Below are 16180 nucleotides of genomic sequence, written 5' to 3' on the forward strand. Positions count from 1 at the left end.
CGAGGCACTCGCCTCACTTCAAACCTTGAACCTGCCCACCAGCATCTGCAAATGCGTCCCCAACCGTGCCAGCTCGACGCTGGAGGCCGCGGTTTCTTCGCTGGCGGCGGAGGTCTGCTCGGAGACGTCGCGCACGTTCAGCACGCTGCGATTGATCTCTTCGGCCACGGCGCTTTGCTGTTCGGCCGCCGCCGCAATCTGCTGGTTCATCGACTGGATGGCCGACACGGTGCGGGTGATGCTGGCCAGTGAACCACCGGCGCGACGGGTCAGCTCGACGCTGCTGTCGGTCAGGCTGCGGCTGTTGTCCATGATGGTCGCGACTTGCTGGGTGCCGGTTTGCAGGCCGACGATCAGCTCTTCGATTTCTTCGGTGGACTTCTGGGTGCGCTGGGCCAGGCTGCGGACTTCGTCGGCGACCACGGCAAAACCGCGTCCGGCTTCGCCGGCACGGGCGGCTTCGATGGCGGCGTTGAGCGCCAGCAGGTTGGTTTGCTGGGCGACTGACTTGATCACGTCGAGGACGCTGCCGATCTTGTCACTCTCGCGTTTCAGATCGCCCATGGCAGCGGTGGAATTGCCGACTTCGAGGGCCAGGCGTTCGATCTGGGCGATGGCTTCGCCGACCACTTTGTCACCTTCGCGGGCCTGCTGGTCGGCGGCGACGGCGGCTTCGGAGGCTTCTTCAGCGTTACGCGCGACTTCCTGCACAGTGGCAGTCATTTCGTTCATCGCGGTGGCCACCTGGTCGGTCTCGACCTTCTGGCTGTTGACCCCGGCGCTGGTTTGCTCGGTGACGGCGGACAGTTCTTCGGCGGCGCTGGCGATTTGCGTAACGCCGTCGCTGATGCCGCCGATCAGTTCGCGCAAGCCCAGTGTCATGCTCTGCATGGCGCGCTGTAGCTGACCCAGTTCGTCCTGGCGTTCAGAGTTGAGATTCTGGGTCAGGTCACCGGCTGCAACGCGCTCGGCCACTTTGAGGGTCTGGTTCAGCGGAATCACGATCTGGCGGGTGATCGCCCAAGCGGCAAGCATCCCAAAGGCAAGCGCCAGGAGCGTGGCCAACAACAGCATATTCTTGGCGCGCGCTGCGTCGGTGTCCCGCACGACGGTTTGCGAGGCGGTGAGCTTTTTGCTGGCGTCGAGCAGGATGTCGCCATGGGTGCTCATGCGTTTCAGGGCGGCAGCGCTGGCGACCTGGGAGTCACGGTATTGGCTGACGGCGGCGCGATAAGCCTTCAGCGAGTCAGTGGCCTGCTGCAGGTTGGCAATGTGCTCTTCGGGCAATTGGGACGGCAGGCTTTCGAGGTTTTTCAGCGCGTTGTCGATCGCATCCAGTGCCGGTTGCTCGGCTTCGGGCTTGCCGCTGTAGGTGTAGCCGCGAACCTGGAAGCGCGCTTGTTGGATCAGTTTGCTCAGGTCGATCACGCTGTTGAATTGAGCGACGCTGTCACCCTGCAACATGGATTTTTCCACTTCAGCCACACGCGCCACGGCGTTATCGGCGGTGGCGCCGAGTTTGCTGCGCGCGTCTTCGCGCGTGGCGGTGGCCTGAGTCATGTCGGCGAAGGCGCGCTTGTATTCGCTGACGGCGGCCAGTTGCTGGTCGATCATGGCCACGTCGGCGGGTTGTTCGATCAGCGTGCGGGCAGTTTTCAGGCCGGTGTCGAGTTGGCCGATCAGGTCGTTGACGGCGCCCGGACCTTGTTCGCCACGGCGCATCTCGTAATCGAGGCGGGCCAGGCGCAGGTCTTTGGTCAGCTCATTGAGGCTGGAAATGAACCCTAGCTTGTCGCCACGGCTCGTCACGTCGCTCAGGCCGGTCCAGCCAGTGAAGGTGATCAACAACGTCAATAGCAGCACCAGACCGAAGCCGACGCTCAGCTTGCGATTAACGCTTATGTTTCCCAGTTTCTCGGCCAGCCATCGGTACATGCTGCAACTCCCTCGGACCACTCATTGGTTTTATGGGAGTTGTATCGGCAGGCGGGCGGGGTTCTGTAGGTGCTGCTCGATGTATGGGCGAGTGATGACCTGTGGGAGCGAGCTTGCTCGCGATAGCGGTGTGTCAGTCAATACTTCGGTCAACTGACAGTCCGCCTTCGCGAGCAAGCCCGCTCCCACAAGGATTTCGGCTGGTTTCAAAACAGGCGTGAAAGCAACGCGGTTACCGCGGTCTCGACCCGCAGGATGCGTTCGCCGAGCTGCACCGGTTGCAGACCGGACTTGCCCAGCAGGTCGATTTCGTAAGGGATCCAGCCGCCTTCGGGGCCGATGGCCAGGGTTACCGGTTCGTCCAGGCCGCGGGGGCAGGGCGGGTAGTTGCCCGGATGGCCCACCAGGCCGAGAGTGCCTTCGGTGATGGCCGGCAGACGGTCTTCAACGAACGGCTTGAAGCGCTTCTCGATGATGATTTCCGGCAACACGCTGTCCCGTGCCTGTTCGAGGCCGAGGATCAGTTGCTCGCGAATCGCTTCGGGCTCCAGAAACGGGGTTTGCCAGAAGCTCTTCTCGACGCGATAGCTGTTCACCAGCACGATACGTGGCACACCCATGGCAGCCACGGTCTGGAACACCCTGCGCAGCATCTTCGGCCGTGGCAGGGCCAGTACCAGGGTCAATGGCAGCTTGGCCGGTGGTGGCTGGTCGAGGGTAACGCGCAATTCGGCTTCATCGGCGTCCAGGCGCAGCAACTCGGCCGTACCCATCAGCCCGCCGATACGTCCGACTCGCAGGCTGTCGCCGACGGCCGAACGGTGGACTTCCTGCATATGCGTCAACCGGCGATCACGCAGGATCGCCCGGTCGGTCGCAATGAAATCGGCCTCTTCGAGGAGCAGCAGATTCACGGTTGGGTCGCTGGCGGCTGGTCGTTGTGATCGTCTGCCGGTTGGTTATCCGGCTGATCGTCTGGATGGTCGCCACGCTTGCTGATCAGGCCGCCGAACAGGATGCCGATTTCAAACAGCAGCCACATCGGTACGGCCAGCAGCGTCTGCGAAAAGATGTCCGGTGGTGTCAGGATCATGCCGACCACGAAGCAGCCGATGATCACGTACGGGCGGATTTTCTTCAGGTATTTCACGTCGACCACGCCGATCCACACCAGCAGCACCACGGCCACCGGGATCTCGAACGCTACGCCGAAGGCGAAGAACAGCGTCATGACGAAGTCGAGGTAGCTGCTGATGTCGGTCATCATCTCCACGCCGGCCGGGGTGGCGGCGGCGAAGAACTTGAAGATCAGCGGGAACACCAGGTAGTAGGCGAACGCCATGCCGGCGTAGAACAGCATGATGCTCGATACCAGCAAGGGTACGGCGATGCGTTTTTCATGTTTGTACAGGCCTGGCGCAATGAAGCCCCAGATCTGATGCAGGATCACCGGGATCGCCAGGAACAGCGACACCATCATGGTCAGCTTCAGCGGCGTCAGGAACGGTGACGACACATCGGTGGCGATCATCGTCGCGCCCACCGGCAGGTATTGCCGCAGTGGTGTGGAGACGAAGGTGTAGATCTGCTGGGTGAAGGCGAACAACCCGGCGAAGATAATGAAGATCGCCGCTACGCAGCGCAGCAGACGGGTACGCAACTCGGTGAGGTGCGAAACCAGCGGCATGTGCTGGTCGTTTTCAGGAAGATCGCTCATGAGGCTCGCGGCGGCAAAGGGGTGTCGTGAGGAGCCGGCGTTGTCGGCGCGGCAGCAGGAGCAGCAGGTTCGATGGGCGTCTTTGCAACTTCGGGCTCAGGTACGACTGCCGCTACCACAGGTGCAGGTTCCGCGGCCGTTGGAGCATGAATCGTCTGCGTCGCCACAGGCTCGACCGGTGTCGGCTCCTGCTGGGTCGGCGTGAAGATCTTCCGCGCCTCCTGCTCCAGCGACAGAATGTGCTCGTTGTGCAGTTGCCGGCGAATCTCGTCGGCACCGATTTCACGTTCAACTTCCTGTTTGATCGCGTTGAAGCTGCGCTTCAACCGCCCGACCCACAGGCCGGCGGTACGCGCAGCGCCCGGCAGACGCTCGGGGCCCAGCACCAGCAGGGCAACGAGGCCGACGAGCAGCAGTTCAGAGAAGCTGATACCAAACATTAGTCAGTGCTCACACGTCTTTGCGGATCGGCTCTTCGACTTTCTGTGCCTGCACGTCGATGGTGTGCGGCTGATTCACAGATTGTGTGGTTTGTGGCTGAGCAGGTGGAACCGGTTGGGCCGGTGTCACCGTCGGGTCAGCCGGCTTGTCTTCGTCGTTCATGGCTTTGCGAAAGCCCTTGATCGATTCGCCCACGTCAGTGCCGAGGTTTTTCAGTTTCTTGGTGCCGAACACCAACACGACAACAACCAGGATGACGACCCAGTGTTTCCAGTCAAAAATGCCCATGTCGCTGCTCCTCTCTAATAGTTGTTCAGGCGGACGGACGCGAGGCTTTCTCGGCGTGTCCGGACAGACCGAAGCGACGGTCCAGTTCATCGAGTACAGCCTGTGGATGCTGCCCCAGTTGGGCGAGCATGACCATGCTGTGGAACCACAAATCGGCGGTCTCGTAGATCACATCGCTGCAGTCACCGCTGATGGCGGCATCCTTGGCGGCAATGATGGTTTCGACCGACTCTTCGCCGACTTTTTCCAGAATCTTGTTCAAGCCCTTGTGGTACAGGCTGGCGACATACGAGCTGTCGGCGGCAGCGCCTTTGCGCTCTTCCAGCACTTGAGCCAGACGGGTCAGAGTGTCACTCATGTTTATGTCCTGCGGAATAGATAGCGTGCGGATCTTTCAGAACCGGGTCGACGGTTTTCCAGTCGCCGTTCTCGAAGACACGGTAGAAGCAGCTCTGGCGGCCGGTATGGCAGGCGATATCGCCGATCTGCTCGACCATCAGGATGATGACGTCGGCGTCACAGTCCAGGCGCATCTCATGCAGGGTCTGCACATGACCGGACTCTTCGCCCTTGCGCCACAGCTTGCCACGGGAACGTGACCAGTAAATGGCGCGGTTTTCGGCGGCGGTCAGTTCCAGCGCTTCACGGTTCATCCAGGCCATCATGAGGACGCGCCCGGTCTTGTGATCCTGGGCAATCGCCGGCACCAGGCCATCGGCGTCCCACTTGATCTCGTCCAGCCAGTTTTTCATCTTCGACTCCGACAGCGGGCTCCACACTTCATTAGTAGAGCCCAAGCGTTCAAACAGTGTGCCAGTGCGCAACACAACTGGCTATCGGCGAACGACCAGATACAAACCGACGGCCACCATGATGCCGGCCGGCCAATGCCCCAGTTCGTTCAACGGCCCACCCGCGGCGAGTATCGTGCCGCCTGCCAGGTGAGCAGAGCCGAGCAGGCGCATGAACCAGTCGTCCTTGCGCCGGTGCCACGGTGGTGGCGGGTCGTTGGCATGAGGTTGGGACATGCGTTCGAGCAGGTCACGGGCCATGTTCGCCAGGTGCGGCAGTTGTTCGAACTGGCTCTGAACGTTGCCGATCAAGGCTTTGGGGCTGACGCGCTCGCGCATCCAGCGTTCGAGGAACGGCTGGGCGGTGTTCCACAAATCGAGGTCCGGGTACAGCTGGCGGCCCAGGCCTTCGATGTTCAACAGGGTTTTTTGCAGCAGGACGAGTTGCGGTTGCACTTCCATGTTGAAACGTCGAGCGGTCTGGAACAGGCGCATCAGCACCTGGCCGAAGGAAATATCTTTTAACGGTTTTTCGAAGATCGGCTCACACACCGTGCGGATCGCCGCTTCGAATTCATTGAGTTTGGTTTCCGCCGGCACCCAGCCCGAATCAATGTGCAACTGCGCCACGCGACGGTAGTCACGCTTGAAGAACGCAAACAGGTTGCGCGCCAGATAGTCCTGGTCTTCCGGGGTCAGGCTGCCGACGATGCCGCAGTCGATCGCAATGTACTGCGGGCTCCACGGGTTCACGGTGCTGACGAAGATATTGCCCGGGTGCATGTCGGCGTGAAAGAAACTGTCGCGGAACACTTGGGTGAAGAAGATCTCCACACCGCGCTCGGCAAGCATTTTCATGTCGGTGCGCTGGTCGGCCAGGGTCGCCAGATCGGTGACCTGAATCCCGTAGATGCGCTCCATCACCAGCACTTTCGGCCGGCACCAGTCCCAATAGACTTGCGGCACGTAGAGCAGATCAGAGCCATCGAAGTTGCGCTTCAACTGACTGGCGTTGGCTGCTTCGCGCAGCAGGTCGAGTTCGTCGTAGATGGTTTTTTCGTAGTCCTGGACCACGTCCACCGGGTGCAGCAGGCGCGCATCGGCCGAAAGCTTTTCTGCCGCGCGGGCGAGGATGAACAGCCACGCCAGATCCTGCGCGATGACCGGCTTGAGACCCGGGCGGATGACTTTGACCACCACTTCTTCACCGGTTTTCAGTTGCGCGGCATGCACCTGCGCCACCGAGGCCGAGGCCAGCGGTTCGACGTCAAAACGGGAGAAGACTTCGCTGATCTTTTTGCCGAGTTGCTCTTCGATCAGATTGATCGACACTTGCGAGTCAAACGGTGGCACGCGGTCCTGCAGCTTCATCAGCTCATCGGCGATGTCTTCCGGCAGCAGATCGCGACGGGTAGACAGAATTTGCCCGAACTTGATGAAAATCGGCCCCAGGTCCTGCAACGCCAGGCGCAATCGCGCGCCACGAGTCAGATCCAGCGTCTTGCGCGGGAACCAGCGCCAGGGCAATGCATAGCGCAGCGCCAGCAAAAACCAGGGCAGCGGCAGGGCGAACAACAGGTCATCGAGGCGGTAGCGAATCACAACGCGCTGGATGCGCAACAAACGGCGGACGGCAAGCAGCTTCATGCGTTATCGCTTGGGTCGAGGGATCGGGAAAGGCGCTCGAAGCGCGCCTCGAGACGTTCCAGATCGAGTTTGATCTGGTCCAGTTCACTGAAGCGGGCTTCGGCTTCGCGCTGACCGACGAGGGTGCGCGATTCTTCGGCCAGGTATTCGCCCAGGTTCTGGTTCAGGCTGGCGAAACCTTGCTGATACCAGCGCGCGCGGCTGCGCAGGTGACCGCCGACCAGTTGCGTAGCGACGGGACCGAGCCAGCGCGAGAGTTCGTACTCCCAGTCCAGCTCAAGGTCCTGAAGGATCGCGGCCAGTTCCAGCAGCACGCCGCTGTCGCCGTCGAGTTCGACTTCAGGCGCATGCAGGACCGATGTCTTGTCCTTGCTCATCGCCAGTTTCAGCAAGCTTGAGGCCGGTGCACGCAAGGTGCAGTCGGCGCCGGTTTCCCATTGGGATGCCAGCATCAAGCCTTCGTCGCTGGGCAGGATAAACAGTTGCAGCGCCGGGCTGCGGCAGTCAACGGCAATCACCTTGCCGCTCAGATGCGCCAGCCGCGGCAATGCCGTGCTGTCGAGACGCAGCACCCGGTTCAGACCGAGTTCAACGCTGGCGAGCAGGCCGGCCAGCAACATCAGGGTTTGATGCCACGGTGCAGGGCGACGATGCCTGCGGTCATGTTGTGGTAGGTCACGCGGTCGAAGCCGGCCTCGACCATCATCGACTTCAGGGTTTCCTGATTCGGGTGCATGCGGATCGATTCGGCCAGGTAGCGATAGCTTTCCGAGTCGTTGGTGATCAGCTTGCCCATCAGCGGCATGAACGCGAACGAGTAGGCGTCGTAGGCCTTGGACATCAGCGCGTTGGTTGGCTTGGAGAACTCCAGCACCAGCAGGCGACCGCCGGGTTTGAGTACGCGCAGCATCGAGCGCAGGGCGTCTTCTTTATGGGTCACGTTGCGCAGGCCGAAGGCGATGGTCACGCAGTCGAAATGGTTGTCCGGGAACGGCAGCTTTTCGGCGTCGGCCTGGACGAATTCGACGTTGCCCGACACACCCAGATCCAGCAGGCGGTCACGGCCGACCTTGAGCATGGATTCGTTGATGTCGGCCAGCACCACTTGGCCGGTCGGGCCAACGAGGTGGGAGAACTTTTTGGTCAGGTCACCCGTGCCGCCGGCGATATCCAGCACGCGGTTACCGGTGCGCACGCCCGACAGTTCGATCGCGAAACGCTTCCACAGACGGTGCATGCCGCCCGACAGGAGGTCGTTCATCAAGTCGTACTTGGCCGCTACCGAGTGGAAAACTTCAGCGACTTTTTCCGCTTTCTGGCTTTCCGGAACGTTTTTGAAGCCGAAGTGAGTGGTGGGTTCGGCATCGCTGCCTTTGCGCTGATCAGTCATATCGCTGTCACCAAAAGAGAATGCGGGACATTCTAATCCCGGTGGCCTGCTTTGTCTTGGCAAGGCTGAAGGTAAGATGTAGAACCGCCGGGACGTTTTGACGCAGCAAGGGTCAAGATGCTTCAGGAAAGTATCCATAAAGCAGGAGTCATTCGATGGCCCGTATTAGTGTTGAACGTGCCCACGGCCTGGGTAAGGAAGCGGCCCGCGAGAAGGCCGACCAGTTGGCGCAGAAACTGTCCGAACAATATGGCCTGGAACCGCAGTGGTCTGGCGATACCCTGAACCTCAAGCGTTCCGGTGTGAAAGGCGCGGTGTATGTCGGCGAGGATTCGATCAAGGTCGATGTCGAACTTGGCCTGTTGATGTCGGCCATGAGTGGCACGATCAAATCGGAAATCGAAAAGGCGTTGGATAAAGCCTTGGCATAACCCGATCTAACTGTGGAATGCGATCAAATGTGGGAGCGGCGGTGCGACGATTCGACTTGCTCGCGAATGCAGTCTGTCAGTTGGCTGAGATGTCGACTGATACGACGCTTTCGCGAGCAAGTCCGCTCCCACAGTTTTTTGCGGCGTACCCAAAGGTTTGTGTCAGTTGTTAGGGTGCCGTTTCTAATTATTCTCACTACTTTGTGCCTGAGCCCGACACTTTCGCGGGCAGTTCCTCAAACCTTCTGCGCGTGAGGTGCACCATGGCCAAAGTTATTTTGAAGAAAAAAATCGACGCTTCGACAACGGCTCTGAGCGACGTTAAATCTTATGCCCGCAAGATCTGGCTGGCAGGCCTGGGTGCCTACACCAAGGTCGGCCAAGAGGGCAACGAGTACTTTCAAGAGTTGATCAAGGCTGGTCAAACTGTTGAATCCAAAGGCAAAAAAGCAGTTGCCGAAAAACTTGAAGCGGCCAATGCCGAGATCGATGAAGCCAAGAGTGAAGTCAGCACTTTCAAAGGCAAAGTCGAAGTTCAACTCGACAAGGTCGAGAAGGCTTTTGACTCGCGTGTCGCAAGTACCTTGAATCGTATCGGCATTCCGTCTAAACATGACGTTGAGACACTCTCTGCTAAGCTCGATGAGCTGACGGCATTGCTCGAACGCGTCGCGCGTAAATCTTAAGGAGAACGGGATGGCTGGTAAAAAGAATACTGAAAAAGAAGGCAGCTCGTGGATCGGGAAAGTCGAAGACTACTCCCGCAAAATCTGGCTGGCTGGTTTAGGCGTGTACTCGAAGATCGACACTGACGGCAGCAAGCTCTTCGATGCACTGGTTAAAGACGGCGAGAAAGCCGAGAAGCTCACCAAGAGTGCCGTCGGCAAGAAAGTCGATGCCGCCAAGGACTCTGCTTCGTCGGCCAAGTCGCGCATCAGCGGCGTGAAAGATCGCGCACTGGGCAAGTGGGATGAGCTGGAAGGGGCTTTCGACAAGCGCCTGAACAGCGCCATTTCGCGCCTGGGTGTACCGAGCCGCAATGAAGTCAAAGCGCTGCACAGCAAGGTCGACACCCTGACCAAGCAGATCGAAAGGCTCACCGGTGCCAAGGTTGCGCCTGTTGCGGCGAAAACCGCGGCGGCCAAACCGGCTGCGAAGTCCGCTGCCAAACCACTGGCTAAAGCTGCTGCTAAACCAGCGGCCAAAAAGACTGCCGCAGCGAAACCTGCAGCAGCCAAGCCAGCGGCCAAACCGGTCGCCGCCAAAGCGGCAGCGAAACCTGCCGCTAAGCCGGCTGCCAAAACCGCAGCGGCCAAACCGGCTACCAAGCCAGCGGCAAAACCTGCCGCAGCGAAGAAGCCAGCAGTGAAAAAACCGGCAGCCCCGAAAGCCGCCGCACCAAAACCAGCAGTGGCTGCCGCCAAACCGGCAACCCCGGTCAGCACATCGAACTCCGCTGCTGCGCCGACCCCTGCTGCAACCCCGACTGTCGCGCCAGCTCCATCGACGCCAACCAGTCAGTCCTGATCTTCAGGGCTCAAGAAAACGCCCGGCCTGCAAAGGTCGGGCGTTTTTGTTTGTGCACGGCTCGGTAGACACCATGGGATCTAATGTGGGAGCGAGCAAGCCCGCTCCCACCGTTCAGTCGTGTTCTTCGAGGTACTGGAGCGCCAACTGCTCGGTCGCAACTTTGATCGGTGGCAGCAGGTGTGGCGCCACCAGCATCATGATCTGGTACACCACCAATCGCACTTCACCCTCGCGATCAAGAATCCGCTGATAGTCCAAAGAGAACAGCAGCGTCATGGTGATCTGTTCCACCAGTTGCCCCAGCGCCTGGGTTTCGCTGACCAACTGCCCCTGAGCCTTCAGTCGCGCCAGCAATGAAGCCAGTGTGCGCTTCAGCGCATTGAGCAGGTTGCGGATGCCCTTCGCCAGTTTCGGCAGGCGTCCGGCGAGGTTCGACAGGTCCTGGAACAGAAACCGGTAGTGGGCCAGGCGCTCGACGATCAGGTGCAGGAACAGCCAGTAATCTTCCGGTGCCAGTTCAACATCGGCCGGTGGGTCGAGCAGCGGTGCCAGTTCGGCCTGGAAGCGTTCGAACAGACCGAGAATCAGGGGTTCCTTGCCGTGGAAGTGGTAGTAGAGGTTGCCCGGGCTGATGCCCATTTCGTTGGCGACTTCCATGGTGGAAACGTTCGGTTCGCCCTTCTGATTGAACAACTGCAGGGCACATTCGAGGATCCGGTCGCGGGTTTTCATCCAGTCTTCTTAATGGTCGGGTCATGCCACGGCCGGCACCGGCCGTGGTTCGTTGAACGTCAGCGCACGCGCACGTAAGTACCGGGTGCCGCCTCCATCGGTGGATAGTTCGGGTTGCCAAGGGGCATATGGGTTTCCTTTTGCGCGCCCGAGCGTTCCTGAATCCAGGCCAGCCATGGCGTCCACCAACTGCCGTCGACCTGCTTGGCGTCGTAATACCAGGCGCGCGGGTCGCTGCTCAGTTTCGTGCTTTCGACGAAATTGGCTTTCGGGTTGGAGGGCGGGTTGAGAATGCTCTGCACATGACCGCTGTTGGACAGCACGAAGCGTCGTTCGCCGCCCAGCAGCAGGGTCGAGCGATACACCGCGTCCCACGGTGTGATGTGGTCGTTCATGCCGGCCACGCTGAAGCTGTCGACGGTCACCTTCTGCAAGTCGATCGGCGTGCCACACACTTCCAGCCCGCCCGGGTGGCTCAACGGGTTGTGCTTGAAGAAGTCCAACAGGTCGCCATGGAACGCTGCGGGCAGGCGCGTGTTGTCGTTGTTCCAGTAGAGAATGTCGAACGCCGGCGGCTCTTTGCCCAACAAGTAGTTGTTGACGAAGTAGCTCCAGATCAAATCGTTGGGGCGCATCCAGGCGAAGACCTTGGCCATGTCGCGACCATCGAGCACACCTTTCTGATACGAACGACGCTTGGCGGCTTCGAGGGTCTGCTCGTCGGCGAACAGCGTCGCCGGCGTGTCCATCTGACTGTCGAGCAGGCTCACCAGATACGTTGCGCTGGACACCCGCCGCAGCTGGCGCTTGGCCTGCAGGTGACCTTGCAGTGCGGCGATGGTCAGCCCGCCGGCGCAGGCGCCCATCAGGTTGACCTCGCGCGCACCGGTAATCGCCCGGCAGACGTTCATCGCTTCTTCCACGGCTTCAACGTACGTCGACAGCCCCCATTCGCGATGACGCACATCCGGGTTGCGCCAACTGATCATGAAGGTTTGCAGGCCGTTTTTCAGGGCGAACTGAACGAAGCTGTTGTGTGGGCTGAGGTCGAAAATGTAGTACTTGTTGATTTGCGGCGGCACCACCAGCAGCGGTTTGGAATACTGCTTTTCGCTCATCGGCCTGTACTGGATCAGCTCCAGCAGCTCATTGCGAAACACCACGGAACCGGTGGTGGTAGCGACCGTTTTACCTACCTCGAAAGCTTGTTTGGTGACTTGTCTGGGCAGGCCGTCGTTGTGCAGGAAGTCGTCGACCAAGTGGCTGACACCACGCACCAGACTGTTGCCGCCGGAGTTGAAGATTTCCTTGATCGCCAACGGATTGAGCAGGCTGTTGGACGGCGCCATGGCGTCGTTGAGCAAGGCGAAAGCGAAATGGGCGCGGGCGCGATCGTCCGGGCTCATGTTGCTTTCGTCGATCCAGGTTTTGACCTGTTTCTGCCAACTCAGGTAGGCCTGCAAACTGCGGCGATAAAAAGGGTTGAGGCTCCACGCCGGGTCGGCAAAGCGATTGTCCTTCGGGTTGGTCGGATGCAGGGTTTCGCCCAACAGCACGCGCCCCAGTTGGCCGCCCAGCTTCAAGGCGTGTCGGGCGGTATGCACCGGGTTGCGCAAACCATGGGCGGCAACGCTGCGCAGGGTCGAAAACAGATCCCGACCACGCAGGCCGGTAATCGCACTCTGTGCGTTGATGAACGCGGCGGGAGTGGGTAAAAAATCCCTCGCTGGTTTGTCGCGCATGACTCAACACTCCTTCGTCTTCAGGCCAAAACAAATACATCGAACCAGAACACCATAGACGCTGTAACGGGTTGTTGCGCGGCGCGGCGTCCTGCCGAACCTCTTTTCGTCAACAAAAGCCGAGCGTGCTTAACCACCCAGCGGCGACGGATGCGGATGCATCACGGCGCGCTGCCGCTCTTCCTCGAGGAATTTCATGATGATCGGCGCCACGGCTTCGGCCCGGGTAATCAGGAACAGATGCCCGTCATCGATGATGTGCAACTGAGCGTTGGGAATCCGCCAGGCCAGCAGCCGCATGTTGATCAGCGGGATCAGCGGATCGTCGTCGCCGGCCAGCACCAGCGTCGGCTGATTGATCTTGTGCAGCCAGTGAATGCTGGTCCAGCCGAGGCCGGCGAACAGCTGCCAGTAGTAACCGAGCTTGCCCGCCGAGCGAACTTTTGCTGCATGGCTAGCGGCCAGGGTCGGGTCTCGACGAAACGAGCCGCCGTAGATCATCGGTGCAATGCGGATCACGTGGGACGGTTGAATGTAACGTCGTGGACTGGCCATCATCCACAGCACTTTCGGTTTGCCCGGCACCATCACCGCGCCAGCCGCCGTGGCTGCCAGCACGAGTTTCTTGCAGCGCTCGGGATAGTCGTAGGCGAACTGTTGAGCGAGGGCGCCACCCCAGGACACGCCGATCACGTTGACTTGCCCGTAATCGAGATAGTCGAGCATCCGCGCCGTGAGTTTCGCCAGGCCCGGAAAACGGTACGGCCGATTCGGCGTCGAAGAACCGCCGACCCCGGGTACGTCAAAAGCGATGACTTCCAGGTCCGGGTCCAGCGCCGCGACGAACGGAAACACCAGCTCAAGGTTGGCTCCGATGCCGTTGAAAATCAGCAAGGGCGTCAAGTGAGGCTTGCCGGGGCGTACCGCCGTGCGGAGGGTCTGGCCATCCAGGTCGACGGTACGGAATATGAACGGTTGCGGCATGCTTCAGGCCCTGTGGGTCACTATCTCAAGGTACTTGCTCGATCCCTTGTGGGGGCGGGCTTGCTCGCGAAAGCGGTTGATCATTCAACAGTGGTGTTGACTGACCCGATGCATTCGCGAGCAAGCCCGCTCCCACAGGGGGGCGAGGTGTGTCAGTTACCGCTCGTGTACGTAGGTGCCCGGTGCCGCTTCACCTGCGGGATACGCCTTGCTGCCCAGACTGGTCGGGGACTTTTTCAGCTTGCCCGAACGCTCGGCCTGCCAGGCCTGCCAGTGCAGCCACCAGGAGTCGGTGTGCTTGGTGGAGTTCTCTTGCCACTCCTCGGCCTTGACCGGCATTTCGACGCTGGTCATGTAGCGCGATTTCGGATTGCCCGGCGGGTTCAGGATGCTCTGGATATGCCCGCTGCTGGACAGCACGAATTCGACCTTGCCACCGAACAACTGCGCCGACTTGTAGCAGGACTTCCACGGGGTGATGTGGTCGTTGGTGCCGGCCAGGGAAAAGATGTCGGCGGTGACCTGCTTCAGGTCGATCGGCGTGCCGCACACTTCCAGTGCATCAGGGCGGATGAGTGGGTTGTTTTTGAACATCTCGATCAGGTCGCCGTGGAACGCTGCAGGCAACCGTGTGGTGTCGTTGTTCCAGAACAGGATGTCGAACACCGGCGGCTCGTTGCCCAGCAGGTAGTTGTTGACCCAGTAATTCCAGATCAGGTCGTTGGGGCGCATCCAGGCGAAAACTTTCGCCATGTCGCGGCCTTCCAGCACACCCGCTTGATAGGAGTGACGTTTGGCGGCTTCGAGGGTCTGCTCGTCGACGAACAGGGCCACGTCGCTGTCCAGGGTCGTGTCCAGGACGCTGACCAGCAGGGTGAGGGCGTTGACCTTCTTCTCACCGATCGCCGCGTAGTGGCCCAGCAGGGCGGTGCAGGTGATGCCGCCGGAGCAGGCACCGAGCATGTTCACGTCTTTGCTGCCGGTGATCGCGGTGACCACGTCGACCGCTTCCTTGAGCGCTTCGATGTAGGTCGACAGACCCCACTCGCGCTGCTCTTTGGTCGGGTTGCGCCAGCTGACGATGAAGGTCTGAACGTGATTGCGCAGGCAGAAACGCGCCAGGCTCTTGTCCGGGCTCAGGTCGAAAACGTAGAACTTGTTGATCTGCGGCGGCACCACCAGCAATGGGCGCTCGTGCACCTGCTCGGTGGTCGGCCGGTACTGGATCAGCTCCAGCACATCGTTGCGGAAAACCACTGCGCCTTCGGTCACGCCCAGGCTCTTGCCGACTTCAAATGCGCCCATGTTGACCTGGCTCGGCATGCCGCCGTTGTGCACCAGATCCTTGGCCAGATGCGAGAGGCCATCGAGCAGGCTTTTGCCGCCGGTTTCGAAGAAGCGCTTGACCGCCGCCGGGTTGGCCGCACTGTTCGTCGGGGCCATGGCTTCGGTCATGAGGTTGATCACGAAATGCCCGCGGGCGACATCCTTGGGCGGGAGATTGCTGTCGTCAATCCACGCGTGGAGTTCCTTGCGCCACGCCAGATAGGTTTGCAGATAACGTTTGTAGAGCGGGTTCTGGCTCCAGGCCGGATCGGCGAAGCGACGGTCATCGCTTGTCGGTAGAAGTTCGGATTTGCCGAACAACACGTTCTTCAGTTCAAGACCGAAATGAGCGACATGCCTGGCGCTATGAATCGGTTGTTTGATGGCCTGCCTGAGCACCATTCGAGCAGAAGCCAGTAGATCCTTTCCACGCAGCCCAACGACAGGATTCAGCCCCAAGGTGTTTTCCGAGGCTTGATACTTCAAGTCATCGTTATTCTTGTTACTCATCTACGACGCTCCATTGTCCTGAGACGAGTACCTGAGTCCAGCTGTGCAGTCACACAGCAAATGCCAGGTACTACTGCTCGGGTGACCGTTAATTCTGCATCGCTGCTTTTTAGTTCAGAGAGCACTGCAGGGAACTTGCCAGCTCCATTGGTTACCCGAGTTTAATTTTTTTCGCAAGCAGGCCAATCGCCGGCCCTTCGGCCAAGCATTCAAACAGATGGAATTAGAAAATGCCCTCTAATGAGCAAAAGGCCTGACCTAGAGCATCAGCTTGACGATGGATTCGCTTGGGTCGCGGGTTTTTCCGGCAGCTTTCAGCTCGGCAAGATAATCGTTCCAGAGGTCCTCTTGACGCACTCCCAACTGGTACAGGTATTCCCATGTGAACAGGCCGCTGTCGTGGCCATCGTCGAAGGTCAATTTCAGTGCGTACTGACCGGCCGGTTCTACTTTGGTCAGGCCTACGCCGATCTTGCCAAATTGCAGGATAGGTTTGCCGTGGCCCTGGACCTCGGCGGAAGGAGAGTGCACGCGCAGGAACTCGGCGGGCAGGTGATGTTCCTCGCCGGACGCGTATTTCAGCGACAAGGTTTTGGAGGCTTTGTGCAGTTTGATATCGGTGGGGAGTTGGGTCATGGCCGGTATCCATTGGTGTGGGCGACCTATTGAGCACCACTGTTCAAATGTGGGAGCGGGCTTGCTCGCGAAGGGGTCGT

General features: G+C 60.0%; 18 protein-coding genes and 1 pseudogene. 3 read left to right on the top strand and 16 right to left on the bottom strand.

The window, feature by feature from the left end; genetic code table 11:
* Positions 1 to 18: 18 nt before the first annotated feature.
* The 11 genes and pseudogenes from ACA055_RS01760 to ubiE all read right to left on the bottom strand — a co-directional run bounded on the left by ACA055_RS01760 (position 19) and on the right by ubiE (position 8209).
* Entirely contained in the window at positions 19 to 891 is an 873-nt protein-coding gene (locus tag ACA055_RS01760) for a methyl-accepting chemotaxis protein (protein WP_497684343.1), read from the bottom strand.
* Positions 877 to 1935: pseudogene (locus ACA055_RS01765) on the bottom strand (methyl-accepting chemotaxis protein); the annotation flags it as partial. The gene ACA055_RS01760 and the pseudogene ACA055_RS01765, both read right to left, overlap by 15 nt.
* A gap of 206 nt (positions 1936 to 2141) precedes the next feature.
* Positions 2142 to 2849: a 16S rRNA (uracil(1498)-N(3))-methyltransferase gene (locus ACA055_RS01770; RefSeq protein ID WP_497682094.1), complete on the bottom strand. Its 708-nt coding sequence runs from the start codon at positions 2847 to 2849 to the stop codon at positions 2142 to 2144.
* A complete protein-coding gene (gene tatC, locus ACA055_RS01775; protein ID WP_010464487.1) occupies positions 2846 to 3652 on the bottom strand; it encodes a twin-arginine translocase subunit TatC in 807 nt (268 codons plus the stop codon). The genes ACA055_RS01770 and tatC overlap by 4 nt, the downstream gene beginning before the upstream one ends.
* Entirely contained in the window at positions 3649 to 4092 is a 444-nt protein-coding gene (tatB, locus tag ACA055_RS01780; protein ID WP_497682095.1) for a Sec-independent protein translocase protein TatB, read from the bottom strand. The genes tatC and tatB overlap by 4 nt, the downstream gene beginning before the upstream one ends.
* 10 nt (positions 4093 to 4102) lie before the next feature.
* A complete protein-coding gene (locus tag ACA055_RS01785; RefSeq protein ID WP_462039854.1) occupies positions 4103 to 4381 on the bottom strand; it encodes a twin-arginine translocase TatA/TatE family subunit in 279 nt (92 codons plus the stop codon).
* 25 nt (positions 4382 to 4406) lie between these two features.
* Positions 4407 to 4739: a phosphoribosyl-ATP diphosphatase gene (locus ACA055_RS01790; protein WP_007899279.1), complete on the bottom strand. Its 333-nt coding sequence runs from the start codon at positions 4737 to 4739 to the stop codon at positions 4407 to 4409.
* Positions 4732 to 5133, bottom strand: a complete 402-nt coding sequence (gene hisI, locus ACA055_RS01795; protein ID WP_007909357.1) for a phosphoribosyl-AMP cyclohydrolase — start codon at positions 5131 to 5133, stop codon at positions 4732 to 4734. Before hisI ends, ACA055_RS01790 begins: the two co-directional genes overlap by 8 nt.
* Before the next feature lie 81 nt (positions 5134 to 5214).
* Positions 5215 to 6819: a ubiquinone biosynthesis regulatory protein kinase UbiB gene (gene ubiB, locus ACA055_RS01800; RefSeq protein WP_497682096.1), complete on the bottom strand. Its 1605-nt coding sequence runs from the start codon at positions 6817 to 6819 to the stop codon at positions 5215 to 5217.
* Positions 6816 to 7439, bottom strand: a complete 624-nt coding sequence (locus tag ACA055_RS01805) for a ubiquinone biosynthesis accessory factor UbiJ (RefSeq protein ID WP_497682097.1) — start codon at positions 7437 to 7439, stop codon at positions 6816 to 6818. Before ACA055_RS01805 ends, ubiB begins: the two co-directional genes overlap by 4 nt.
* Positions 7439 to 8209 carry a bifunctional demethylmenaquinone methyltransferase/2-methoxy-6-polyprenyl-1,4-benzoquinol methylase UbiE gene (ubiE, locus tag ACA055_RS01810; protein WP_123499969.1) on the bottom strand — a complete coding sequence of 257 codons (771 nt, stop codon included), beginning with the start codon at positions 8207 to 8209 and terminating at the stop codon, positions 7439 to 7441. The genes ACA055_RS01805 and ubiE overlap by 1 nt, the downstream gene beginning before the upstream one ends.
* 155 nt (positions 8210 to 8364) lie before the next feature.
* Between ubiE and ACA055_RS01815 the strand changes: the two genes are divergently transcribed.
* The 3 genes from ACA055_RS01815 (at position 8365) to ACA055_RS01825 (ending at position 10167) form a co-directional block, all read left to right on the top strand.
* Positions 8365 to 8640 (top strand): polyhydroxyalkanoic acid system family protein, encoded by a 276-nt coding sequence (locus ACA055_RS01815; protein ID WP_497682098.1) that lies wholly within the window; start codon positions 8365 to 8367, stop codon positions 8638 to 8640.
* A 263-nt stretch (positions 8641 to 8903) separates the two neighbouring features.
* Complete coding sequence (locus tag ACA055_RS01820) at positions 8904 to 9326, top strand: phasin family protein (RefSeq protein WP_497682099.1); 423 nt, start codon at positions 8904 to 8906, stop codon at positions 9324 to 9326.
* A gap of 10 nt (positions 9327 to 9336) precedes the next feature.
* Positions 9337 to 10167 carry a phasin family protein gene (locus ACA055_RS01825; RefSeq protein WP_497682100.1) on the top strand — a complete coding sequence of 277 codons (831 nt, stop codon included), beginning with the start codon at positions 9337 to 9339 and terminating at the stop codon, positions 10165 to 10167.
* Positions 10168 to 10281: 114 nt separating this feature from the next.
* Here ACA055_RS01825 and ACA055_RS01830 read toward each other — a convergent pair whose 3' ends face one another.
* The 5 genes from ACA055_RS01830 to ACA055_RS01850 form a co-directional block, all read right to left on the bottom strand.
* Positions 10282 to 10902, bottom strand: coding sequence for a TetR/AcrR family transcriptional regulator (locus tag ACA055_RS01830; RefSeq protein ID WP_462032932.1), 621 nt, complete (start codon positions 10900 to 10902; stop codon positions 10282 to 10284).
* A gap of 59 nt (positions 10903 to 10961) precedes the next feature.
* A complete protein-coding gene (phaC, locus tag ACA055_RS01835; RefSeq protein WP_497682101.1) occupies positions 10962 to 12644 on the bottom strand; it encodes a class II poly(R)-hydroxyalkanoic acid synthase in 1683 nt (560 codons plus the stop codon).
* Positions 12645 to 12773: 129 nt separating this feature from the next.
* Entirely contained in the window at positions 12774 to 13628 is an 855-nt protein-coding gene (gene phaZ / locus ACA055_RS01840; protein ID WP_461978696.1) for a poly(3-hydroxyalkanoate) depolymerase, read from the bottom strand.
* A 156-nt stretch (positions 13629 to 13784) separates the two neighbouring features.
* Positions 13785 to 15464 carry a class II poly(R)-hydroxyalkanoic acid synthase gene (phaC, locus tag ACA055_RS01845; protein ID WP_497682102.1) on the bottom strand — a complete coding sequence of 560 codons (1680 nt, stop codon included), beginning with the start codon at positions 15462 to 15464 and terminating at the stop codon, positions 13785 to 13787.
* Between the two features lie 258 nt (positions 15465 to 15722).
* Entirely contained in the window at positions 15723 to 16100 is a 378-nt protein-coding gene (locus ACA055_RS01850; protein WP_150796920.1) for a gamma-butyrobetaine hydroxylase family protein, read from the bottom strand.
* Between the last annotated feature and the right edge of the window lie 80 nt (positions 16101 to 16180).

Source organism: Pseudomonas sp. LBUM1657, from assembly GCF_059716075.1.